Consider the following 21,983-nt stretch of genomic DNA (forward strand, 5'->3'; position numbering starts at 1 on the left):
CGCCCGGGTTTGCAAACCTCTTGGACGATGGCCGCCACGGAAGCAGACCTGCGCGCGCGCCGCCGCGCAGCCGCCAAGACGCCCGACACCCGCCAGCGCGCGGCCGTGTCCCCGCCGCCGACGTCCTCGTCGGTGATCGACTTCCGGGGCGTCTCCAAGACCTACGAGTCCGGCGACGTCGGTCTCGAGAACGCGACGTTCTCGATCGACCGCGGGGACTTCGTGTTCCTCGTCGGGCACACCGGCTCGGGCAAGTCGACGATCATGCGCCTGCTGATCAAGGAGCACGAGCCGTCCTCCGGCTCGATCCGGGTCGCGGGCCGCGACCTCGGCGAGATCGACGCCAAGAAGGTCCCGTACTACCGCCGCAACCTCGGGATCGTCTTCCAGGACTTCAAGCTGCTCCCGAACCGCACCGTGTACGAGAACGTCGCGTACGCGCTCCAGGTGACCGGCTCGGGCCGCAAGGAGATCCGCGCGAAGGTGCCGGACATCCTGCGCCTCACGGGCCTCTCGACGAAGCTCCACAACTACCCGCACCAGCTGTCGGGCGGCGAGCAGCAGCGCGTCTCGGTGGCGCGCGCGTTCGTCAACCACCCGCCGCTGCTGATCGCCGACGAGCCGACCGGCAACCTCGACCCCGAGACGTCGATCGGGATCATGCAGCTGCTGTACCGCATCAACCGCGCGGGCTCCACCGTGCTAGTCGCCACGCACGACCACGCGATGGTCGACCGCATGCGCCGTCGCGTCATCGAGCTGGAGAAGGGCCGGATCATCCGCGACGAGATCGCGGGCGGCTACCGCCAGCGCGAGGAGTCGACCGCCGAGTTCGGCGCGCTGATGCGCGGCGAGCCGGCGCCCGCCCCGCGCCGCCGCGCGGACGACGACGACTTCGACTCCGCCTTCCGCGACTAGGACACGCACACGCCATGAAGCTCGGATTCTTCGCCAAGGAGGCGCTCCAGTCGGTGCGCCGCAACGCCGTCCCGAGTGCCGCCGCGGTCGCGTCGGTGCTGCTGACCGTCATGGTCCTCGGCGTCTTCATCCCGATCGTCCAGACCGCCACGGGCGCCGCCAACGAGGTGCGCGGCAAGGTGCTCGTCGACGTGTACCTGAAGAAGGACGCCAAGGACGCGGACGTCGAGCGCGTCCGCCAGGAGCTGACGGAGAACACCCGCTACGTCGGCAAGGTCGAGTACGTCTCGAAGTCCGAGGCGCTGCAGCGCGAGCGCAAGAAGAACCCGGAGGCCTACGAGCTGCTGGGCTCCAACCCGCTGCCCGACGCCTTCCGCGTCACCCCGGACGACCCGGCCAACGCGCCGAAGCTCCGCGACGAGCTGTCCCCGGTCACCGCGTCGGGCGCGCGCTCCACGATCGATCCCGCGATCGACGAGGTCCGCAACCGCAAGGACGACACCCAGAAGCTGCTGACGATCACCGGCGCGATCAAGTGGGTCACCGGCCTGCTCGCCGTGCTGCTGGTGCTCGCGAGCGTGCTGCTGATCTCCAACACGATCCGGCTGTCGCTCTACTCGCGCCGCCGCGAGGTCGAGGTCATGAAGCTCGTCGGCGCGACCGACTGGTTCATCCGCTGGCCGTTCGTCATCGAGGGCGTCGTGCTCGGCGTCCTGGGCGGCGGGACCGCCGTGCTGCTGCTGCTCGTCGGGAAGATCGCGATCGTCGACCCGTTCGCCTCGAACTTCCCGCTGATCGGCACGCCGGAGACGCTCGGGTTCGGCGCGCTCGCCGCGCTGCTGCTCGTCGCCAGCGTCGCCGTGAGCGCGATCGGCTCGGGGCTGTCGCTGCGCCGGTTCCTGCGCGTCTGAGCGCGTCCGGGCGCCCACGGTGATCCGCAGGTGACGGGTCAGCCCGTACCCTGGGAGTGATGCTCGACGATCCCCGCCACCAGCCCGGTCACGATCCGGCCGGTGGCCCGCTCCGACCGCCCGCGGGCCTCGGCCCGTTCGTGCGCACCGCCGTGGTGGCGGTCGTGCTGTGCCTCGCCCTGCTCGCCGGCGGCATCTACCTCGGCGGGCACCCGGACAGCCTGCCCGACTTCGCCCGCGACGCGCTCGTCGGCGACCAGGACACGCGCGTGGTCCGCGAGGCGCTCGACACGATCGAGGACCGCTACTACGCGAAGGTCGGGCCCGAGAAGCTCACCGATGCGGCGATCGCGGGCGCCGTCCAGTCGCTGGACGACCGCTTCTCCAACTACTTCACGCCCGCCGAGTACCGGCAGTTCCAGGACGTGCAGAACAGCGAGTTCTCCGGGGTCGGCCTGACGGTCGGCGAGCACCCGGAGGGCCTGCGGATCTCCGACGTGTACGACGACACGCCCGCGGAGCGCGCGGGGCTGAAGGCCGGGGACGTCATCGTCGCCGTGAACGGCCGGTCGCTGAAGGGCCAGAAGTCCGGCCAGGCGACCGACCGCATCAAGGGCCCGCCCGGCACGAAGGTGACGCTGACGGTGTCGCGCGACGGCAAGCGCCGCGACTACGACCTGACCCGGGCGCGGGTGAGCGTGCCGGTCGTCGCCTCGCGCGTCGAGACGGTCGACGGGAAGAAGCTCGCGGTCATCGGCCTGGCGCAGTTCTCCTCCGGCGCGCACGCCGAGGTGTACGCGGCGATCCGCAAGTCGCTCGCCGCGGGCGCCCAGGGGATCGTGTTCGACCTGCGCCGCAACGGCGGCGGTCTCGTCAGCGAGGCGCAGCTGGTCGCCAGCGCGTTCCTGCCCGACGGGCCGATCGTCAGCACCCGCGGCCGCTCGGTGCCCTCGCGGACCCTCAACGCGACCGGTGACCCGGTCGCCAAGGACATCCCGCTGGTCGTGCTCGTCGACCGGGACACCGCCTCGGCGTCGGAGATCGTCACCGGCGCGCTGCAGGACCGCGACCGCGCCGAGGTCGTCGGCACCAAGACGTTCGGCAAGGGCGTCTTCCAGGAGGTCATCCAGCTCTCCAACGGCGGCGCGCTGGACATCACCGCCGGCCAGTACTTCACGCCCAAGGGCCGCAACCTCGGCGGCAAGGGCGTCAAGCAGGGCGCCGGCATCCAGCCGGACGTGCGGGCGCAGGACGACCTCGACACCACGAAGGACGAGGGCCTCGACCGCGCGCTGACGGAGCTGCGCAAGAAGCTGTGAGCGCCCGCCGCGGCCACGGCCGGCAGCCGCGACGCGGCGGCTCCGGCGGGTCGGGGCGCGGCGGCCGCGGCGGCCCGGGGCGCGGCACGGGTGCGTGGGGTCGCGACGGGGACGGTGCGCCCGCACCGATCCGCCCGTTCCTCGTCGGCACCGTCGCGCGCCGCGGGAAGCTGACGTTCGTCGAGCCGCTGTTCGAGCGCGGCCGGCCGCTCGCGGTGCCGCCCCACCACGACGCCCGGCCGGGTCGGCTCGTCGTTGCGCGCACCGGCGCGGGCGGCGGGCGCGCCGCGAAGCCGCGGATCGACCGGGTGCTCGGCGACCCGACGGTCGCCCGGCACGTCCTCGAGGGCCTCATGGTCCACCGCGGACTGCACCGGCGGTTCCCGCCCGGCGTGACCACCGCGGCCGTCCAGGCGCGGGACCGCGTGCTCGGCGGCGAGGACCCCGGGGCGGGGGCGCGCGTGGACCTGCGGGACCTGCCGACGTTCACGATCGACCCGGTCACCGCCAAGGACTTCGACGACGCGATCAGCGCCCGCGAGCTGGAGGACGGCCGCGCGCGCGTGTGGGTGCACATCGCCGACGTGAGCGCGTTCGTGCGGCCGGGGTCGCCGGTGGACCGCATCGCCATGGAACGCGGCACGAGCGTGTACGTGCCCGGCCTCGTCGAGCCGATGCTGCCGCACGCCCTCTCCGACGAGGCGTGCTCGCTCGTGCCGGGCGAGGACCGGCTCGCGGTGACCGTCGAGCTCGACCTCGACGGCGCCGACGTCGTGCGCGTCGCGTTCCACCGCTCGCTCGTGCGCAGCGACGCCCGCCTGGACTACGACCACGTCGACCGCGTGCTGGAGGGCCGCGCCACCGCCGCCGAGCCGTGGGGCGCGCCGCTGGCCGTCGCCCGTCGCGTCGCCGCCGCCCTGCAGGAGCGCCGCGACGCGCACGGCCGCGCGCTCACCGTCGAGTCCTCCGAGCCGGAGTTCCGCTTCGACCGGGCCGGGCACGTCACCGCGCTGACGCCGAGCGTCGCGTCGGAGGCGCACCGGCTGATCGAGCACCTGATGATCGCGGCCAACGAGCAGGTCGCCCGCACCCTCACCGAGCGCGGGCTCCCGACCCTGTACCGGATCCACGAGCAGCCCGACCCGCCGCGCGTCGAGCGGCTCCTCGCGCAGCTCGCCGCGCTCGACGTGCCGGTCCCCGTCGTGCCCGACGACCTGACCCCCGCGCGCGCCGGGGCCCTCGTCGCGGAGGTCTCGCGCCGCGTCGACGAGCACGTCCGGGCGCGCGGCCACGGTCGTGCCGCGCTCACGTCGCTGGTGCTCCGCACGCTCAAGCAGGCCGCGTACTCCCCGCAGCCCACCGGGCACGCCGGGCTCGGCCTGCGCCACTACTGCCACTTCACCTCCCCGATCCGCCGCTCGCCCGACCTCGTCTGCCACCGCGCGCTGCTCGCGTCGATCGGGGCGGGGGAGGAGCCGCCGCGCGCCGCGCGGCTCGAGGAGGCCGGCCTGTGGGCGTCCGCGCGCGAACGCGACGCGATGCAGGTCGAGCGCGCCGCCGACGACGTCGCCCGCGCGTTCCTGCTGGAGCGGCGGATCTTCGAGGGCGCGGGCGCCCGCGAGTTCGATGGGGAGGTCGTCGGCCTCATCGGCGCGGGGGCGTTCGTGGCGTTCGGCGACGGCTTCGAGGGCTTCGTGCCCGTGCGCCGGCTCGGCGACGACTGGTGGGAGCTCGACCCGGAAGGCACCGCCTTGCGGAGCGACGGGCGCAGCGGGGCCGTGCGCCTGGGCGACCCGCTGCGGGTCCGGGTACGCGGGATCGACGCACCCCGCGGACGGGTGGACCTGGAGCCGTCCTGAACCCCCTGCCGGGTAGGGTCAGGGGCATGCCGCAGGCGATGAAGTGGTGGGGCTGGGGCCTCGAGGGGATCGAGTTCACACACGAGGACAAGCCGCAGCTCGCCGGCTTCATCCGTGAGCGGATCGGCCTCGACATCACGACCGCGACCGCGAAGCCGGCCCGGTTCGAGGACCTCGGCGTGCCCGAGCCCACCCTCCCCGAGGCGCTGGGCGACGCGCTGCGGGCCGCGGTCGGGGCCGAGCACGTCTCGGTCGACCCGCTGGACCGCGTGATCCACGCGCGCGGCAAGTCCATCCGGGACCTGATCCGCACCCGCCGCGCCGACCTGCCGCGCGTCCCTGACGCCGTCCTGCGCCCGGGCACCGAGGACGAGGTCGCCGCGGTGCTGGCGGCCGCCCTTGAGCACGACGCGGTCGTCATCCCGTTCGGTGGCGGCTCCTCGATCTCCGGCAGCATCGAGCCACCCGCGGAGGAGACCCGGCCGGTCCTGTCGGTCGACATGAGCCGCCTGGACCGGGTGCTGGCGATCGACCCGGCGTCGCGGCTCGCGCGCGTCCAGGCCGGCGTGTACGGCCCCGAACTCGAGCAGCAGCTCGGCGCGCAGGGCTTCACGATGGGGCACTTCCCGGACTCCTTCACGCACTCGACGCTCGGCGGCTGGATCGCCACGCGCTCGTCGGGCATGCAGTCCGACCGCTACGGGGACGTCGCGGACATCACCAAGGGCCTGCGGGTCGTCACCCCGACGGGCACGCTCGTGGTGCAGCCCAACCCGACGATGTCGACCGGGCCGAGCATCCGCGAGATGGTCCTCGGCAGCGAGGGCCGGCTGGGGATCATCACCGAGGCGACCGTGCAGGTCCGCCGCCTGCCCGCCGAGCGCACGATCCTCGGCTACCTGTTCCCGACCTTCGCGGCCGGTCTCGCGGCGATGGAGGAGATCGCGGCCAGCGAGTACACCCCGTCGGTCACGCGCGTCTCCGACGCCCCGGAGACGCAGTTCTCGTTCGCCACCCGCAAGGCGTCGACGCTGCTGGACACCGTCCAGTCCAAGGCGCTGCAGCTGTTCCTGAAGAAGCGCAAGGGCTACGACCTCGAGCAGATGTGCCTGTCGTTCATCGGCTACGAGGGCTCGCCGGAGCACGTCAAGGCGCAGCGCAAGGGCGTCGGGCGGATCGTCGGCCGCCACGGCGGCCTGTGCATCGGCGCGAGCCCGGGCGTCCTGTACGACCAGAAGAAGTTCGACACGCCGTACATCCGCGACTTCCTGCTCGACCGCGGGGCCGCCGCCGACGTGTCGGAGACCGCGATGCCGTGGTCGAAGCTGCAGGCGGTCCACACGGCCGTGACCGCGGCCGGGCACGGCGCGTTCGCGCAGCTCGGCGTCCAGGGCTACCTGATGTGCCACCTGTCGCACAGCTACCACGCGGGCGCCTGCCTGTACTTCACGTTCGCGTTCCCGCCCTCGCCGGGCGGCGACATGCTCGCCGAGTACGACGTCGTCAAGCAGGCGATCCAGCAGGCGTTCGTCGACAACGGCGCGACGCTCTCCCACCACCACGCCGTCGGCACCGAGCACGCGCAGTGGCTGCAGGAGGACATCTCCGCGCCGGGCGTGCGGCTGCTCGGCGCGCTGTTCGACGGCACCGACCCGGGGCGCAACCTGAACCCCGGCAAGATCGTCTGACGATGTACGACACGTCCTGGGCGCGGACCCCGCCGGCGCGGCTGGCCCGCGAGGGGATCGTCTGCGGGGTTTTCGACCCGCTGATCTCCTTCTACTGCCACCGCACCGTCCGCGGGCAGGAGCACCTGGACGGGCTCGACGCGCCGGTCCTGTTCGTCGCCAACCACGCCAGCCACGCGGACACCCCGGTGCTGCTGCGCTCGCTGCCGCCGCGCTGGCGGCGCCGCACCGCGGTGGCCGCCGCCGCGGACTACTTCTACTCCAAGCAGCACCTCGCGGTCAGCGTGTCGCTGGCGTTCGGCACGATCCCGCTGGAGCGCCGCGGCGGCGGCCTGGACGAGGACGCCACCGCGCACCTGCGCCGCCTGCTCGACGACCGCTGGTCGCTCGTCGTGTACGCAGAGGGCACCCGCTCCCGCGACGGGTCCGTCGGCAAGCTCCGCACCGGCGCCGCGGTGCTTGCCGCCACCTACGGGCTGCCGATCGTGCCCGTGCACACCGCGGGCACCCACGTGGCGATGCCGACCGGCCGGCGCTGGATGGAGCGGCCCTCGCGGCTCTCGCGCCACCCGATCTCCGTGACGTTCGGGGCCCCGATCCGCGCCACGCCGCAGGACGACCGCTTCGAGGTCATGGAGCAGGTCCGCGTGTTCCTCGAGCAGCAGGGGGCGCGCACGACACCGGACCCGAAGCTCGCCCGTCGCCGCGCCGCCCGGGCGGGCGCCGACGCCTCCGAGGGTGCGGGCGGGGGAGAGGCGGCCTGATGGCGCGCGTCTTCCTGACCGGCGGTGGTGGGTTCATCGGCGGGCAGCTCACGCGGCGGCTCGTGGAGCGCGGCGACGAGGTCGTCGGGCTGGCCCGCACCGATGACGCGGCCGCCGCCCTGCAGGCGCTCGGTGCGCGGGTGGTGCGCGGCGACGTCCTCGACGCGGCCGCGGTCGCCCAGGGCCTCGCGGGCTGCGACGTCGTCCACCACGTCGCCGGCGTCAACTCGCACTGCCCCAAGGATCCCGAGCGGCTGCTGGCGGTCAACGTCCGCGGGACCGAGACGGTCGTGCGCGAGGCCGCCGCGGCCGGGGTCCGGCGCGTCGTCTTCACCTCGTCGGCCGCGTCGCTCGGGGAGGCGCACGGCACGGTCGGGACCGAGGACTCCCCGCACCGCGGCAGCTACCTCTCCGTCTACGACCGCAGCAAGCACGAGGCCGAGCGGGTCGCGTTCGCGACCGCGCAGCGCGACGGGGTCGAGGTCGTGGCGCTGAACCCGTCCTCGGTGCAGGGGCCGCCGCGGCGGGGCGGCAACGGGGCGATCATCATCGCCTACCTCAACGGCCGCCTGCGCGCGTTCGTCGACACCTACGTGAGCGTCGTGGACGTGCAGGACGTCGTCGCGGCGCACGTGCTCGCGGAGACCGCCGGGACGCCCGGGTCGCGCTACGTCCTCAACGGCGCGACGATCACGTCGACCGAGGCGCTGCTGCTGGTCTCCGAGCTCGCCGGGGTTGGCGGGAAGGTGCCGATGGTGCCGCCCGCGCTCGCCCGCGGGACCGCGACGCTCGTCGAGCGCGCCCTCGCCGTCACCGGTCGCACCTCGCCGATCTGCCGCGCGCGCGTCGACACGATCCTCCACGGGCACCGCTACGACGGCTCGCGCGCGACCCGCGAGCTGGGGCTGCAGTACACGCCGGTGCGCGAGACGTTCCGCCGCACGATGGAGTGGGCGGTCGCCGAGGGGCTCGTGACGCGTCCGCTGCCGGGCGCGGCCACCGCGTAGTCTCAGACGGAGATGTCCAAGGGCAAGCGCAAGATGGCCTCAGGGGACGTGGCGACCAACCGGCAGGCCGCGTTCCGCTTCGACTTCCTCGACACGCTCGAGTGCGGCATCGTGCTGCGCGGCTCCGAGGTGAAGTCGCTGCGCGTCGGCACCGCCCAGATCAAGGACGGGTACGCCGCGGTCTCCGGTGGCGAGCTGTGGCTGCACAACGTGCACATCCCGCCGTACGGTCCCGCGTCCCGCGAGAACCACCAGCCGGAGCGGCCGCGCAAGCTGCTGCTCAAGGCCCGCGAGCTCGAGAAGCTGCAGCTCCAGGTCAAGGAGAAGGGCCTGACGCTCGTGCCGACCCGCCTGTACTTCAAGGGGCCGCGCGCGAAGGTCGAGATCGCGCTCGGTCGCGGCAAGAACGCCTACGACAAGCGCGAGTCGATCAAGAAGCGCGACCAGGAGCGCGAGACCCAGCGCGCCCTGCGCGACGCCGGCTACGCCTGAGCGGCGCCCGCGCTCAGACGTCGTCGAGGTCGCGCTCGAGGAACGTGGCGTCCATGCCGACCGCCAACGCCACGAGCAGCGTCACGTACACGGCGGCGACGCGCGCCCGGGTGCCCTTCGGGACGCGGTAGTACTCGCGGCCGCCGGGCTCGGCGCGCCGCTTCCAGCGCGTGTACACGTCGAAGGCGCCGAGCAGCGCGATGAGGATGAGGATCGGGCTGGGGAACGTGAAGACCATCACGAACACGAGCCCGAGCCCGACGAACCACATCCACGGCGTCAGCGCGGCGATCGCGCGACCGCCGTCCAGCGGCGTGACGGGCGCGAGGTTGAACAGGTTCAGGAAGAACCCGACGAACGCCAGCGCCCGCCAGAACTCGTCGCCGGTCAGCGCGTAGGGGACGAGGCACAGCGCCGCGGCGAGCGACCCGAGCACCGGCCCGGCGAGGCCGACGCGCGCCTCCATCGCTGCGTCCTTGGGGAGGTCCTTCATGGCGATGACCGCGCCCATGAACGGGACGAAGACGATCGGGGACGTCTTGATCCCCTCGCGGCGCATCTGCAGGCCGTGCCCGAGCTCGTGCACGAGCAGCAGCACGACGAAGCCGATCGCGAACCAGATCCCCCAGATCAGCGAGTACGCCGCGATCGACACGAGCATCGACAGGCTCGTGGTGAGGAACTTCGCGCCCTTCAGCGCGACGAACGCGACCTTCCCGAACTTCAGCAGGAACGCGCCGACGACCGCGACCGGGCCGACGTATCGCCGCCAGCCGTCGGGGCGCGGCGGCGGGTCGGACGGGACGCCCGCGGGCGAGTCGGGCCGGTCGTCGGGGCCGGTGCCCGCCGCCGCGTCGGGCAGCCGCGCCGGGTCCGGCGCGGCGGCCGGTGGCAGCCAGCCCGCCGGCGGGGTCGGTGGGTGGCCCGGGGGGCTCATCCGCGGGTGGCGAGGACCGCCTCGGCGGCCTCCTCCGCCTCCTCCAGGCGCTGACGCACGAGCGCGAGGCCCGCGGTCCAGAAGCCGGGGTCGGTGAGGTCCAGGCCGGCGATCTTCCCGAGCTCCTCGGGGCTCCTGGAGCCGCCCGCGGCGAGCATGTCGACGTAGGCGGGGACGAACGACGCGCCCTCCTCCTCGTAGCGGCGGTACACGCTCAGGGCCAGCAGCTGCCCGTAGGCGTACGCGTACACGTAGCCGGGGGAGCCGATGAAGTGCGGGATGTAGGACCACCAGCTGCGGTACCCGTCGGTCAGCTCGACGGCGTCGCCGAGCAGGTCGTGCTGGGTCTGGTGCCAGAGGTCCCCGAACCGCTCGACCGACAGCTCGCCCTCCTCCCGGCGCGCGGTGTGGACCGCGTGCTCGAACTGGTTCATCGCGACCTGCCGGAACACGGTGGCGATGCCGTCCTCGAGGTTGCCGGCGAGCAGCGACAGCCGCGACTCGGGCGTGTCGGCCTGCCCGAGCAGGCGCTTGAAGACGAGCGTCTCCCCGAACACGGAGGCGGTCTCGCAGACCGTCAGGGGCGTGTGCTGCTCGAACGGGCCGCGCGGGATCGCCAGCGCGGCGTGCAGCCCGTGGCCGAGCTCGTGCGCGAGCGTCAGGACGTCGCGGCGCAGCGACGTGTAGTTCAGCAGCACGTACGGGTGCACGGTCGGCGTCGTGTACGCGCAGAACGCCCCGCCCCGCTTGCCGGGCCGCACGGGCGCGTCGATCCAGCGCTCGTCGAAGAACCGGCGGGCGGTGTCGCCGAGCACGGGGGAGAAGTCGTTGAACGACTCGAGCACGAGGTCCTTGGCGTCCTCCCAGGGGATCTGCTCCTCGTCCCCGGTGACCGACGCGGCCCGGTCGTAGTCGGCGATCCGGTCGATCCCCAGCAGCTTCGCCTTCAGCGTGTACCAGCGGCGCGGGATGTCGTAGGCGCCCTTGACGGCGTCGACGAGCGCCTGCACGGACTCGTCGCTGGCCTCGTTGGAGAGGTTGCGCGAGGAGATCCAGGAGGGGAAGCCGCGCAGCCGGTCGTCGACCGCCTTGTCGTGCAGCAGCGTGTTGAAGAGGTAGGCGCGCGTGCGCAGCCCGGGCTCGAGCGCCGCGGTGACGGCCTCGGCGGCGGTGCGGCGCACCTCGCGGTCCCCGGCCTGCAGGCGGCTGAGCGCCACGTCGAGCGCGACCGGCTCGTCCTGGTCGGGGAGGTGGACCTGCAGGGCGCTGGTCAGCTCGCTGAACAGGCGCGACCAGGCGTCACGGCCGCTGACCGCCTTCTCGGCCAGGAGCTTCTCCTCCGGCTCGGAGAGGAGGTAGGGCCGGTAGGCGCGCGCGGTGCGCAGGTGGTGACGGCACTGCTCGAGGCCGTCGGCCTGCAGCAGCTCCTCGGCGCGCGCGTCGTCGATCGCCGCCCACTCGAGGTCGAAGAACACGAGCGTCGTCTCGATCACGGTCCCGCGCTCCTGGACCTTCTGCATCAGCGCGCCGTGCTCGGGCTTCTGCGTGTCGGCGCTGAACTGCAGCGACGCGTAGCTGCCGGCGCGGCCGACGAGGTCGGTGATCGCGGCCAGCTCGGCCATCGCCTCGGCGAGACCCGGCCCGTCGAGCTGCGCGACCTTCCCGGCGTACCGCTGCGCGAACGCGGAGGCGCGGCTCGTCGCCTCGTCCAGCTGCCGGTCGACACCGGCGGCGCCCTCGCCGTCGACGAGGTCCTCGAGGTTCCAGGCGACGTCCAGCTCAGTGGTGCTCATGACATCCAATCTAGACGACGGCGGGCGGGTCCTTTCGGACCCGCCCGCGTACGTCACCTACATCCTTCGGCGTGCGCCCGAAGTGCTACGAGGCCGGGAACTTGTCCGGGAACTGCTTGGCGATGCCACCCGCGAGGGTGTTGGCGATCATCGGCATGTGCGACGCCGCCGTCTGCAGCAGGTCGAACGCCTTGCCGTCGCCCGCGACGACCGAGTCGATGGCGGCGAACGTCGCCTCGACGTGCGGCTTCAGGGCCTCGGCGACCGCGTCGGCCGGGAGGTTCGGGTTCGCGCCCTCGAGGAACGCGCCGAAGTCCGTGCGGTAGCCGTCGAGCTCCTCGGCGGCCTTCTCGGCAGCGGCGTCGTCCTTCTCCGCCTTGGCCTTCGTGTAGTCCACGAAGAAGCCGATGTGCTTGCGCCACAGGGGCAGGAACGCCTTGGCGGCGTCGTCACCGTAGACCGAGCCGATCGACTCGCTCAGGGCGACGGAGTTCGTGTCCAGCGCCTCGGCGGCGGCCTTGAAGGCACCGGAGTCGAGGCCCTCGGTCACGCCCGTGACGATGGCGATGCCCGCCAGGTACTCATGGCCGACGAGCTGGTCGGTCAGGAGCGCGCGGAGCTCGGAGGCGCCCGCGTCGGTCGCGCCCGAGAACTTGTCGGGGAACTGCTTGACGATGCCGCCCGCGAGGACGTTCGCCGTGTTCGGCATGTGCGACGCCGCCTCGACGATGCGCTCGTAGACCTTCGGCGAGCCGGTGGCCGCCGCGCGGACGACCGCGAAGACGGACTCGACGTGGGGCTTGAGCTCCTCGGCGACCGCCTCGGTCGGGAGGTTCGGGTTCGCGCCGTTCAGGAACGCGCCGAAGTCGGTGCGGTAGCCGTCGAGGTCCTTGGCGGCCTTCTCGGCGGCCGCGTCGTCCTTGGTGGCCTTGGCCTTCGCGTAGTCGACGAAGAAGCCGATGTGCTTGCGCCAGAGCGGCAGGAACGCCTTGCCGGCGTCCTCGCCGTAGACCGAGCCGATGGCGTCGGACAGCGCGACCGAGTTCTTGTCCAGGGTCGCCGCGGCGGCCTTGAACTCGCCCGAGTCGAGCCCGTTGCCCAGGCCCTGACCGATGGCGATCGCGGCGAGGTAGACGTGCTCGTCGAGCGTCGACGTCAGCGTGGCACGGAGCTCGGCGGCGCCGGACTCGGTGCCGAGGGCCGCGTCGGCGGTGCCGCCGTCGGTCTGGGTCGCCGTGCTGGACGACGACGACGAGTTGTCGTCGTCGTCACCGCAGCCGGCGACCACGAGGCCCGTCGCGATGAACATCATCGCGAACAGGCTCAGGAACAGCTTGCGCATGGTGCGTGCGTCCTCCAGGTGGTGTGGTGTGGGGTCTCCCGCGCCGGAGCGCTCCCGCGCCCGGCATGAAGAGTGTTCGCCGCTCATCCTCTACCGGATCACTGCGCGGCGCCAATTCCTCGTCGCGCTACACTTCGTGGCGAAGGACACTCACCCCGGGGACGACAGGCTTCGACGTGGTCGGTTTCGGGCGGGTGGTTGCGAGTCGAGGTTCCGGGTGGCCTCGTAAAACCCCGGAAAAACCATACGTGCGGACTCTCACGAGTACGCCCTCGCCGCCTAGCACACCGCTAGAGCCGTGAGGTCTCGGCCCCTGCCTGTCGGCCGCGGGGATCGCCGGGATCAGATGCCGACTCACCCGGGGAGGTCCGCTTCCGCCGAACCGGGGACATCTTCAGGGAGCTGGTCCTGAGCAACCCGGCCGGCAAGGCGAGCCCAGGATGAGAACAGAGTGCCGGCTACGCTCGTAGACGCTGCTCGTCCGCGGTCGCGGACGCGGGTTCGATTCCCGCCGTCTCCACTGGGACCCGGCTCGTTCGAGTCGGGTGACGTTGAAGGACAAGACCAGCAGGGAGTTCAGCCGCCGGGTCAGGCGGCTGAACTCGTTCTGCGGGGCGTGTCGCCCGAGGCCCGAGGGCTGCCCTCCGCGGGCCTGCTGCTCCTTCAGATCTCCTGGTCCCGTCCGATCTGGACGGTGAAGCGCTGTGGCGTGGTGTGACGGCGTCCGAGCCACAGGAGAGACACCCGCCATGAAGAAGAGCTCGGCGCCGCTGGCGGTGGCGCTCGTGATGTCGCTGGCCCTCGGCGCCACGGCCGTCGCCGCGAAGCTGATCACCGGCAAGGACATCAAGAACGGCTCGATCGGCCTGGTCGATCTGTCGGCATCGGCGAAGAAGGGGCTGGCCGGCGAGGACGGCCGCGACGGAGCGGCCGGTGCTCCGGGCGCGAAGGGCGACCAGGGAGCCACGGGCGATCGGGGCGCGGTCGGTCCGGCCGGGGCCGCCGGCCGGCAGGGCCCCGTCGGCGGGAACGGCGCCCCCGGCCCGCAGGGCGCCACGGGCGCTGACGGCCAGAGCGGCCCGATCGGCCCGCAGTGGCCCACCGATGCGGCCGGCCAGTCCGGCGCGGCCGGCCCGACGGGCCCGACGGGTCCCGCGGGCGCGACCGGTCAGGACGCCGTGTCACTGTTTGTCGAGGGCGTCACCGACACCGCGGCGCCGATCGCGTCGTCGTCGCCGGCTCCGGTCATCGCACCCGGCGCCACCGGTGTCGCCGAGGTCGACTTCCCCGCGAACCTGAACGGCTGCTCGGTGTTCGCGAACACGAAGAAGCTGTCCGTCCGCGCGGGCGCCAACATCGTGAACGAGGCCGATGGCGTCGTCGAGGTCCGGGTCGGCTCCCACGCCGACCTGACGCCCACCGACGAGCAGTTCAAGCTGCTCGTCGTCTGCCCCTAGTCCACGGCGGAACGTCCGGACGCCCGGCGTCCGGGAAGCGCGCATCCCAGCGAGCTCCCGGACGCAGCGGGTCCAGGACGCGCTTCGGGCCTCGGGCGTCCCGCGATGCCTCGTCCCTGCCGCCGCGTCGGCTCCGATGGTCCCGTCCGGCGACGGCGACGTCGCCGCTCAGCAGTGGCGCAGGTCGTCCGCGCCCAGGTCGAGCACCGCGTCGATGTGCTGGACGAGCGCGGAGGCGGCGCCCGTTCCCGTGCCGGCCAGGACCTCACGGCACGCGACGAGCAGCTCGTCGCGGGCTTCGAGCTCGGCCGCGAGATCGTTCTCGAGCTGCAGCATGCGGCGAGTCTGCCGGGCGGGGAGGGCGGCATGCACGAGAAGTTGCAGCGCGGCGACTAGGCTGCGCCCATGAGCTACACGACCGCCCAGGCCCGCGCCGGCATCCTCGAGGAGATCGCGGCCGCGGTCGCGGAGCTGGAGACCGCCATGGGCCAGCTCGGCGAGGCCTACGAGCTGCTGGACGAGCAGACCGCCGACCACCTGGAGGCGGACCTCTTCCGGCCGGTCCAGCAGGCGCTCGGTCGCGCGAAGGCGACCGCCGCGGGCTTCGCCGGCCGCCACGGCCTCGACCCGGCCGCGGTCGTCGCCCCGGGAACGCCCGGCGTGCACTCGCAGGGGGCGGCCTCGTTCGTCACCGCCGCCGGGGAGGCCGTCGAGGAGGCCGCCACGCTCATCGCCGAGCTGCAGGACTCGATGGCGCCCGTCGAGGTCGGGGACGCCGAGCTGCGCGCCGGGCTCGCGTCGATCCGGGAGATCGCCGAGACCGTGCCCCACCAGGTCCAGGAGTTCCTGCGCCGGCTCGGACGCTGAGGCTTACCGCCCGCCGTCGCCCACGCGCTGGAGCCCGAGAACCGCGAGCCCGGCGAGCAGGCCCCAGAACGCGGCGCTGACCCCCAGCGCCGTGATGCCCGAAGCGCACGTCACCAGGGTCACGACCGCCGCGTCGCGGTGGCGCTCGTCCGCCAGCGCGGTCGCCAGCGCCCCGGCCAGCGCGGTCACCAGCGCGAGCCCGGCGACCGTCTGCACCAGCAGCATCGGCACCGCGGTGATGAGCGCGGTCGCGAGGGCCGCGCCCACGCCCAGGACCACGTAGACGCCGCCCGCGCTCACCGTCGCGATCCACCGGCGCTCCGGGTCGGGGTCCGCCTCCGGGCCCGCGCCGAGCGCGGCCGTGATCGCCGCGAGGTTGATCGCGTGCCCGCCTAGCGGCGCGCCCACGATCGTGCCCAGGCCGGTCCCGGTGAGGATCGGCCGCAGCGGCGGCCGGTAGCCGAACGAGGCCAGGACCCCCATGCCCGGGATGTTCTGCGAGGCCATCGTCACGAGGAACAGCGGCACCCCGATCCCCACGATCGTGCCGGGATCGAACGCGGGCGTCGTCCACACGAGCGTCGGGGCGAGATCCCCCTCGATCGCAGCGCCCGAGCCCGGATCCAGCAGCACCGCCAGCGCCGTCGCGACCAGCGCACCCGGCACCGCGTAGCGGCGCGCGAACCGCATCAGCACCAGCCAGACCGCGATGACGGGCAGCGCCTGCGCCGGCAGCTCCGCCGCCGCGGTCGCGGGCGCCAGGCACAGCGGCAGCAGGACGCCCGCGAGCATCGCGCTGGCGAGCGGCACCGGGATCGCCGCGATCGCGCGGCCTAGCGTCCGCGACAGGCCCGCCAGGACGATCAGCGCACCGCAGACCAGGAACGCCCCGAGCGCCGCCGCGTAGCCGCCGTCGACGGGCCCCGCGGTCGCCAGCAGGGCCGCCCCCGGCGTCGACCACGCGACGCTGATCGGCATCCGGAACCGCAGGCCCAGGACGATCGCCACGACCGCCTGCGTCAGACACAGGACCGTCAGGCCCGACGCCGCCTGCGCCGGGCTCGCCCCGACGCCCACGAGTCCGGAGAGGACGATCGTGAACGCGCCCGCGAACCCGACGACCGCCATCACCGCGCCCGTGACGAGCGGCTGGGCGTTGGCCCTCACGTCGTCGTCCCGGCCGGCGGGGGGTAGAGGACCCACGAGAGCGCGGTCGAGTCCTCCAGCGCGTGGTAGCGGTGCGGGACGTCGGCCGCGAACCACACCGCGTCACCGGGGACGAGCTCCTGCTCCTCGCCGGGCGGGCCGACCAGCAGCCGACCGGACAGGCACAGCAGCACCTCCTCGCTGCCCGGCAGGTGCGCGACGCTCGCCTGATCGGTCCCGCGCGGCACGTCGCACCAGTACGCCTCCGAGCGGTGCGGGGCGCTCTTGGCGTGCACCAGCCAACCGGTCATGCCCGAGTCGGCGAGCATCCGCTCCCCCGAACGGGCGTCGATCCGTCGGACGCTCGGCGTCTCCTCCTCGGCCAGCAGCGCGCCGAGCGGGACGCCGAGCGCGCGCGAGAGCCGCCACAGCGTCTCCATCGACGGATTGCCGTGCCCGGACTCGATCCGCGAGACGATCGTCGTCGAGAGCCCCGCGGCGCGCGCGAGAGCACCGAGCGAGAGGCCCTGCGCGGTGCGGTGCAGATGGACGACCCGCCCGACCCGACGCGCGAGGACGTCGAGATCGGGCGGGTCACCGGGGGAACCAGAGCTATCGACCATGATGGATGGTCGACAACTCTAGTGAAGGGCGGGGTCCCTCCCGCCCGCGCTCACCCGCCTCAGCGGGAGAGCGCCGGCCCGCGGCGCGTGCGCGCCTTCGCCGGATCGTGCCAGTGCCGGCCGGGGGACCGCCGGATACCGCGCAGGTCCGGCAACGGGGCGAGCTTCGCCGCGGGAGTCGGGGTGGACGGGCTGGTTCTGGAGTGCGCCATGCCGGCAGGCTGTCGCACAGGAACCCCCACCACCATGGCCCGGAGGTCTACGCTCCCGCGCCATGAGGGCGAGGACGACTCCACGACGCGCGACCACGATCGGGGCGGTCCTCGCGGCCACCGCGGCGCTCGGGGCGCCCGTCGCCGCGGCCGCCGGGCCGCCCGCCGCGCCCCCCGTGCGCGTCGGCGTCGGGCAGGCCGACATCACGCCGCCCACCGGCTCGCCGCTCGGCGGCTGGGTCCGGGCCGACCGGCTCGGCCGTGGGGTCCACACCCGGCTGATGGCCAAGGCGATCGTCCTCGAGCGCGGCGGCACGAAGGTCGCGCTCGTCTCCGTCGACCTCTTCGCCGCCGTCGGCGGGCTCGTCAAGGAGGTCGCCGACCGCACCGCCGACCGCGGCTTCACCGAGCGCAACGTCGTCGTCTCCGCCTCCCACACCCACGCCGGACCGTCGGGGTTCGCGAACTTCTCGACGCTCAACACCGTCGCGCCCAGTCCCGCGACCATCGGCAACCCGTCCTCGTTCGTCGAGTTCCTCGACCCCAAGCCCACGGACCGGCGGCTCTACACCTTCCTCGCGCAGCGGATCGCGCTCGCCCTGCGGCAGGCCGACCGCGACCTCGGGCCCGCCCGCGTCGGCTGGGGCTCCGCCACGCTCCCCGACGTCACGAAGAACCGCTCGATCGAGGCGCACCTCGCCGACCACGGGCAGATCCTCGCGCGCGGACAGGGCCGACCCGAGCTCGACCCCGACGGCGTGCTGCACACCATCGACCCGGACGTCGACGTGCTGCGCGTCGACCGGCTCGTGCGGCGCTCCACGCCGTGCACCCGCCAGGGACGCCGCACGCGCTGCCGCCGCACCGTTGCGGTCCCGATCGGCGGCTGGCTCATGTTCGCCAACCACGGCACCGTCAACCCGTCGAGCTACCAGTTCTACAACCAGGACCACCACGGCCCGGCGACCCGCGTCTTCGAACGCGAGGTCCGGCGCCGCGGCAAGGTCCCCGCCGCACGGGCGGTCGTCGGCGTCTACGGCAACGGCAACGAGGGCGACCAGTCCGCCGGGCTCGACGAGCAGGGCCCCGAGCACGCCGAGGAGGTCGGCCGCGCCGAGGCCGCCGCGATGCTGCGCGCCTGGAGCGCCGCGGGCCGGTCGATGACCACCCGGCCCGCCCTGGACCTGCGCTGGACGCGCGTGTGCTTCTGCGGCCAGGACTCCTCCGCCGGGCCGACGAGCGCCCAGCCCATCCCCGGCCTGCCGTTCCTCACCGGCAGCGAGGAGGGACGCGGCCCGCTCTTCGACCTCACCGGGATCCCGCTGGAGGACCAGCGCAGCCCGGTCGAGGACGGCTTCGCCGGTCACGGGCACAAGATCGCGGTCCCCGCGTCGAGCACCGACTCCTACCCCAACGGCGCGCCGCTGTTCACCGTCCGCGTCCGCGACCGGATCATCGCCTCGCTGCCCGGCGAGCCGACCGTCGAGACCGGCCGCCGGGTCCGCCAGAGGATCCTCGACGCGATCGGCGGCGCGGGCGTGCGGCGCGTCATCGTCGCCGGCCTGACCAACGAGTTCTTCCAGTACTTCGTGACCCCCGAGGAGTACGCGCGCCAGCACTACGAGGGCGGCTCGCAGATCTACGGGACCAACGCGAGCGTGCTGCTGACCGACGCGCTCGTCGCGCTCGCGCGCAACCTCACCGGTCGTGGCGAGGCGCCGCAGCCCTACGACTTCGACCCGCGCAACGGCGTCGTCGCCGACGGCGAGCCCTACCCGACCGGCGCCACCGACGGGCGGATGCTCGCCCAGCCACCGGACGGCCGCCGCGGCGGCCAGACCGTCCCGTTCTCCTGGCAGGGCGGCCCCGGCGGCTACGACAAGCCGCTCGACACGGCCTTCCTGACCGTGGAGCGCCGCGTCGCCGGACGCTGGCGCACGGTCAGCGATGACCGCTGGATCGACCTGCGCTGGCAGGTCGACGACGCCGGCCGCCACCGCGGCGAGTGGCTCGTCCCCCGCGGCGCCGACGCGGGCACCCACCGCATCCGCATCACCGCCAACGGCTACGCGCTGACGACGAGCCCGTTCACGCTCGTGCGCTGATCAGTCGTCGTCCCCGTCCCCGTCCCCGTCGCCGCCGCGACCGCGGCCCCGGCCCCGTCCGGAGTCGTCCTCGCCGTCGTCGTCGCTGCCCGACGGCGCGACGGTCGCGACCGGGGGAGGCGCGGTCGCCGCGGGCGCGGGTGTCGACGGGGGACGCGGCGGGCGCGTGGGCGCCGTCGCGCGGGTGGAACGGGTGGTCCGGGTCGTCCGCGTCCGGGTCGGACGGGCGGTCGTGCGGGTCGGAGCGGTCGTCGTGCGCCGCTGCACGGTCGCGCCGAGGTCCGCGGGGGAGAGGATCCCCGGCGTGCCGCGCAACCCGATCTGCGGCGATGCGATCCGCGTGGTCAGCAGCGCCAGGCCGACCGCGAACGCCACGCCCGCCAGCACGAGCGCCAGGCCCAGGACGGCCGTGCGCAGACGACCCTGCGGGATCACGACGGCACCTCCAGGGTCGCGACCGCGCCGCCCGCCGGGCCGCGCCGCAACGACGCCGCGCCGCCCCAGCGCTGCGCGAGCTCCCGCGCGATCGCCAGTCCCAGGCCCGTGCCCGGCGTGCGCGAGCCGCCCGCCCGCGCCGCACTGCCCCGATGGAAGCGGTCGAACACCTCGTCCTCCTCGCCGGGCTCCGGGCCCGGACCGTCGTCGAGCACCTCGACCGCACCCGGGCGCGCCCGCAGCGTCACGGTCACCCCGGGCCCGCCGTAGGCCAGCGCGTTCTCCACCAGCACGTCCAGCGCGCGGTGCAGGTCCGCCTCCGCCGCCACCCCGGTCACCGGCTCCCCGTCCGCCAGCACGAGCGTCGCGCCCTGCGCGTGCGCCTGCGCCGACCAGCGGTCGAACGTCTCGGCCAGCACCGCCTCGAGGCTCAGGCGCTCCGCCGGCGCGTCGCGCTCGCCCGCCTGGGAGAGCACCAGCAGCTCGTCGACCGTCCGGGAGAGCCGGTCCAGCTCCGCGATCGCCGCGTCGGCGTCCTCGCGGACCGCGACCGGCACGTCGGCGTGCCGGATCTCCTCCAGCCGCAGCCGCATCCCCGTCAGCGGCGTGCGCAGCTGATGCGAGGCGTCCGCCACGAACGCCCGCTGACCGTCCAGCAGGCGACCCAGCCGGACCGCCATGTCGTTGAACGCGACCGCGACCCGACGCTGCTCCTTCGCGCCCGTCTCGGGGGCGCGGGCCTGCAGGTCCCCGACCGCCAGCCGCTCGGCGGCGGCCTGCAGCTGCCGCGACGGGCGCGCCAGCTGGGCCGCCAGCACGGCGGCGAGCAGCAGGCCCGCCCCGAGCACGATCCCGGACACCGCGGCGATGCCGGTGGTCGCGCGCGTCGTCGCGTCCGCCACCGCGCGCGTGTCCTGGGTGATGCGCACCGCGCCGTCCGGCTCGCCCGCGCGCACGACCGGGACCGCGGTGGCGAGCAGGTCGGTCCCCAGCGTCGAGCTCGACCGCTCCTCCTGGAACCGCCGGCCCGCGAGCGCCGCCGCGATCTCCGGGCGCGCCCCGAAGCCCGCCCCGATCGCGCCCGCGTCCTCGCTGTCGGCCAGCACGACCCCGGTGCGGTCGGTCACCACCACGCGGCCGCCGGTGCGCTCGCCGCCCTGGCGGACGAGCTCGCGCAGCGAGGCGGCGTCGAGCTCGGGCACCGTCGCCGCGAGCAGCGACGCCTGCGTGCTGGCCTGCTCGCGCACCTCCGCCTCGACCCGGTCGTGCAGGTTCACGGTCAGCGGGACCGCCAGCGCGATGATCGCGACCACCAGCGGGTAGGCGATCGCCAGCAGCAGTCGCGCGCGCAGGCTCACGGCACGTCCATCCGGTAGCCGACCCCGCGCAGCGTCGTGATCGGCGGCGCGCCCGGGGGCAGCTTGCGGCGCAGGCCCGCCACGTGCACGTCCAGGGTCTTTCCGGTCCCGAACCAGCCGGTGCCCCAGACCTCGTCGAACAGCTCCTCGCGCCCGGCGACCGACCCTGCGCGGCGCGCGAGCGCGAACAGCAGGTCGAACTCGCGCCGCGTGAGATCGAGCTCGACGTCGTCCACCCGCGCCGTGCGCGCGGCGGGATCGACCTGCAGCGCCGCGACCGTCACCGCCTCCTGCGGGCGTCGCGTGCCCGCGTCGCCCGCGCTGCGGCGCAGCACCGCACGGATCCGCGCGACGAGCTCGTCGCTGCTGAACGGCTTCACCACGTAGTCGTCGGCGCCGAGCTCGAGCCCGACGATGCGGTCGATCTCCGCGCCGCGCGCGGTCAGCATGATCACCGGGGTCTCGCTCGTGCGCCGCAGGTGCCGGCAGACGTCGCGGCCGTCGCCGTCGGGCAGCCCGAGGTCCAGGAGGACGAGATCGAAGCTCCGGCGGTCGATCAGGGCCGTCGCCTCGCGGACCGAGCGGGCGCTCGTCGGCTCGAAGCCCGCACGCGCGAGGGCGCGCAGCAGCGGCTGGAGGATCGAGTCCTCGTCCTCGACCACGAGCAGGCTCTGGGCTCCGGGCATGGGGAGGTTCTACCGGGTTCCGGGGCGCGTTACCCGGCGCTTACCCGGTGCTCGCCGGCGGCTG

At 74.0% G+C, this 21,983-nt stretch carries 20 protein-coding genes and 1 other RNA gene; 12 read left to right on the forward strand and 9 right to left on the reverse strand.

Features of this window, described 5'->3' with window-relative positions:
* Positions 1-27: 27 nt before the first annotated feature.
* The 8 genes from ftsE to smpB are packed head-to-tail and all read left to right on the forward strand — an operon-like array spanning position 28 to position 8,958.
* Positions 28-918 (forward strand): cell division ATP-binding protein FtsE, encoded by an 891-nt coding sequence (gene ftsE / locus C7Y72_RS13405; RefSeq protein WP_107569309.1) that lies wholly within the window; start codon positions 28-30, stop codon positions 916-918.
* A 14-nt stretch (positions 919-932) separates the two neighbouring features.
* Positions 933-1,829 (forward strand): permease-like cell division protein FtsX, encoded by an 897-nt coding sequence (gene ftsX, locus C7Y72_RS13410; protein ID WP_107569311.1) that lies wholly within the window; start codon positions 933-935, stop codon positions 1,827-1,829.
* Positions 1,830-1,888: 59 nt separating this feature from the next.
* The gene (locus C7Y72_RS13415) at positions 1,889-3,148 is read left to right on the forward strand and encodes a S41 family peptidase (RefSeq protein WP_107569313.1); all 1,260 of its coding nucleotides are present in this window, start codon (positions 1,889-1,891) and stop codon (positions 3,146-3,148) included.
* Positions 3,145-5,007, forward strand: a complete 1,863-nt coding sequence (locus tag C7Y72_RS13420; RefSeq protein ID WP_233243844.1) for a ribonuclease R family protein — start codon at positions 3,145-3,147, stop codon at positions 5,005-5,007. Before C7Y72_RS13415 ends, C7Y72_RS13420 begins: the two co-directional genes overlap by 4 nt.
* 26 nt (positions 5,008-5,033) lie before the next feature.
* Entirely contained in the window at positions 5,034-6,695 is a 1,662-nt protein-coding gene (locus C7Y72_RS13425) for an FAD-binding oxidoreductase (protein WP_107569315.1), read from the forward strand.
* A 2-nt stretch (positions 6,696-6,697) separates the two neighbouring features.
* Positions 6,698-7,459, forward strand: a complete 762-nt coding sequence (locus C7Y72_RS13430) for a lysophospholipid acyltransferase family protein (RefSeq protein WP_107569317.1) — start codon at positions 6,698-6,700, stop codon at positions 7,457-7,459.
* Positions 7,459-8,466 carry an SDR family NAD(P)-dependent oxidoreductase gene (locus C7Y72_RS13435; RefSeq protein ID WP_107569319.1) on the forward strand — a complete coding sequence of 336 codons (1,008 nt, stop codon included), beginning with the start codon at positions 7,459-7,461 and terminating at the stop codon, positions 8,464-8,466. Before C7Y72_RS13430 ends, C7Y72_RS13435 begins: the two co-directional genes overlap by 1 nt.
* A gap of 12 nt (positions 8,467-8,478) precedes the next feature.
* On the forward strand, positions 8,479-8,958 hold the full coding sequence (gene smpB / locus C7Y72_RS13440) for an SsrA-binding protein SmpB (protein ID WP_107569321.1): 480 nt from the start codon (positions 8,479-8,481) through the stop codon (positions 8,956-8,958).
* A 13-nt stretch (positions 8,959-8,971) separates the two neighbouring features.
* On the opposite strand, the gene C7Y72_RS13445 is transcribed toward smpB, so the two are convergent.
* From C7Y72_RS13445 to C7Y72_RS13455, 3 genes are all read right to left on the reverse strand, one after another.
* Complete coding sequence (locus C7Y72_RS13445) at positions 8,972-9,895, reverse strand: site-2 protease family protein (protein WP_107569323.1); 924 nt, start codon at positions 9,893-9,895, stop codon at positions 8,972-8,974.
* Positions 9,892-11,688 carry a M3 family oligoendopeptidase gene (locus C7Y72_RS13450; RefSeq protein WP_107569325.1) on the reverse strand — a complete coding sequence of 599 codons (1,797 nt, stop codon included), beginning with the start codon at positions 11,686-11,688 and terminating at the stop codon, positions 9,892-9,894. The genes C7Y72_RS13445 and C7Y72_RS13450 overlap by 4 nt, the downstream gene beginning before the upstream one ends.
* An 85-nt stretch (positions 11,689-11,773) precedes the next feature.
* A complete protein-coding gene (locus C7Y72_RS13455) occupies positions 11,774-13,030 on the reverse strand; it encodes a copper amine oxidase (protein ID WP_107569327.1) in 1,257 nt (418 codons plus the stop codon).
* Between the two features lie 157 nt (positions 13,031-13,187).
* Between C7Y72_RS13455 and ssrA the strand changes: the two genes are divergently transcribed.
* Both ssrA and C7Y72_RS24160 read left to right on the forward strand, forming a co-directional pair.
* Positions 13,188-13,553, forward strand: a transfer-messenger RNA (tmRNA) gene (gene ssrA, locus C7Y72_RS13460).
* A gap of 226 nt (positions 13,554-13,779) precedes the next feature.
* Complete coding sequence (locus C7Y72_RS24160; protein WP_107569329.1) at positions 13,780-14,487, forward strand: collagen-like domain-containing protein; 708 nt, start codon at positions 13,780-13,782, stop codon at positions 14,485-14,487.
* Between the two features lie 168 nt (positions 14,488-14,655).
* On the opposite strand, the gene C7Y72_RS23350 is transcribed toward C7Y72_RS24160, so the two are convergent.
* Positions 14,656-14,823, reverse strand: a complete 168-nt coding sequence (locus C7Y72_RS23350; RefSeq protein ID WP_154732839.1) for a hypothetical protein — start codon at positions 14,821-14,823, stop codon at positions 14,656-14,658.
* Between the two features lie 69 nt (positions 14,824-14,892).
* Between C7Y72_RS23350 and C7Y72_RS13470 the strand changes: the two genes are divergently transcribed.
* Entirely contained in the window at positions 14,893-15,354 is a 462-nt protein-coding gene (locus tag C7Y72_RS13470) for a hypothetical protein (RefSeq protein ID WP_107569331.1), read from the forward strand.
* A 3-nt stretch (positions 15,355-15,357) separates the two neighbouring features.
* On the opposite strand, the gene C7Y72_RS13475 is transcribed toward C7Y72_RS13470, so the two are convergent.
* Complete coding sequence (locus tag C7Y72_RS13475; RefSeq protein WP_199223936.1) at positions 15,358-16,521, reverse strand: benzoate/H(+) symporter BenE family transporter; 1,164 nt, start codon at positions 16,519-16,521, stop codon at positions 15,358-15,360.
* Positions 16,518-17,123: a helix-turn-helix domain-containing protein gene (locus tag C7Y72_RS13480; protein WP_107569333.1), complete on the reverse strand. Its 606-nt coding sequence runs from the start codon at positions 17,121-17,123 to the stop codon at positions 16,518-16,520. Before C7Y72_RS13480 ends, C7Y72_RS13475 begins: the two co-directional genes overlap by 4 nt.
* A gap of 274 nt (positions 17,124-17,397) precedes the next feature.
* On the opposite strand from C7Y72_RS13480, the gene C7Y72_RS13485 reads away from it, so the two are divergent.
* Positions 17,398-19,440 (forward strand): neutral/alkaline non-lysosomal ceramidase N-terminal domain-containing protein, encoded by a 2,043-nt coding sequence (locus C7Y72_RS13485; protein ID WP_107569335.1) that lies wholly within the window; start codon positions 17,398-17,400, stop codon positions 19,438-19,440.
* On the opposite strand, the gene C7Y72_RS13490 is transcribed toward C7Y72_RS13485, so the two are convergent.
* Genes C7Y72_RS13490 through C7Y72_RS13500 form a run of 3 tightly spaced genes read right to left on the reverse strand, consistent with a single transcriptional unit; the run spans position 19,441 to position 21,919 of the window.
* Entirely contained in the window at positions 19,441-19,875 is a 435-nt protein-coding gene (locus C7Y72_RS13490; protein WP_107569338.1) for a hypothetical protein, read from the reverse strand.
* Positions 19,872-21,233 carry a sensor histidine kinase gene (locus C7Y72_RS13495; RefSeq protein WP_107569340.1) on the reverse strand — a complete coding sequence of 454 codons (1,362 nt, stop codon included), beginning with the start codon at positions 21,231-21,233 and terminating at the stop codon, positions 19,872-19,874. The genes C7Y72_RS13490 and C7Y72_RS13495 overlap by 4 nt, the downstream gene beginning before the upstream one ends.
* Positions 21,230-21,919: a response regulator transcription factor gene (locus C7Y72_RS13500; RefSeq protein ID WP_107569342.1), complete on the reverse strand. Its 690-nt coding sequence runs from the start codon at positions 21,917-21,919 to the stop codon at positions 21,230-21,232. The genes C7Y72_RS13495 and C7Y72_RS13500 overlap by 4 nt, the downstream gene beginning before the upstream one ends.
* Positions 21,920-21,983: the final 64 nt, after the last annotated feature.

The sequence above is a fragment of the Paraconexibacter algicola genome, from assembly GCF_003044185.1.
Taxonomy (GTDB): Bacteria; Actinomycetota; Thermoleophilia; order Solirubrobacterales; family Solirubrobacteraceae; genus Paraconexibacter; species Paraconexibacter algicola.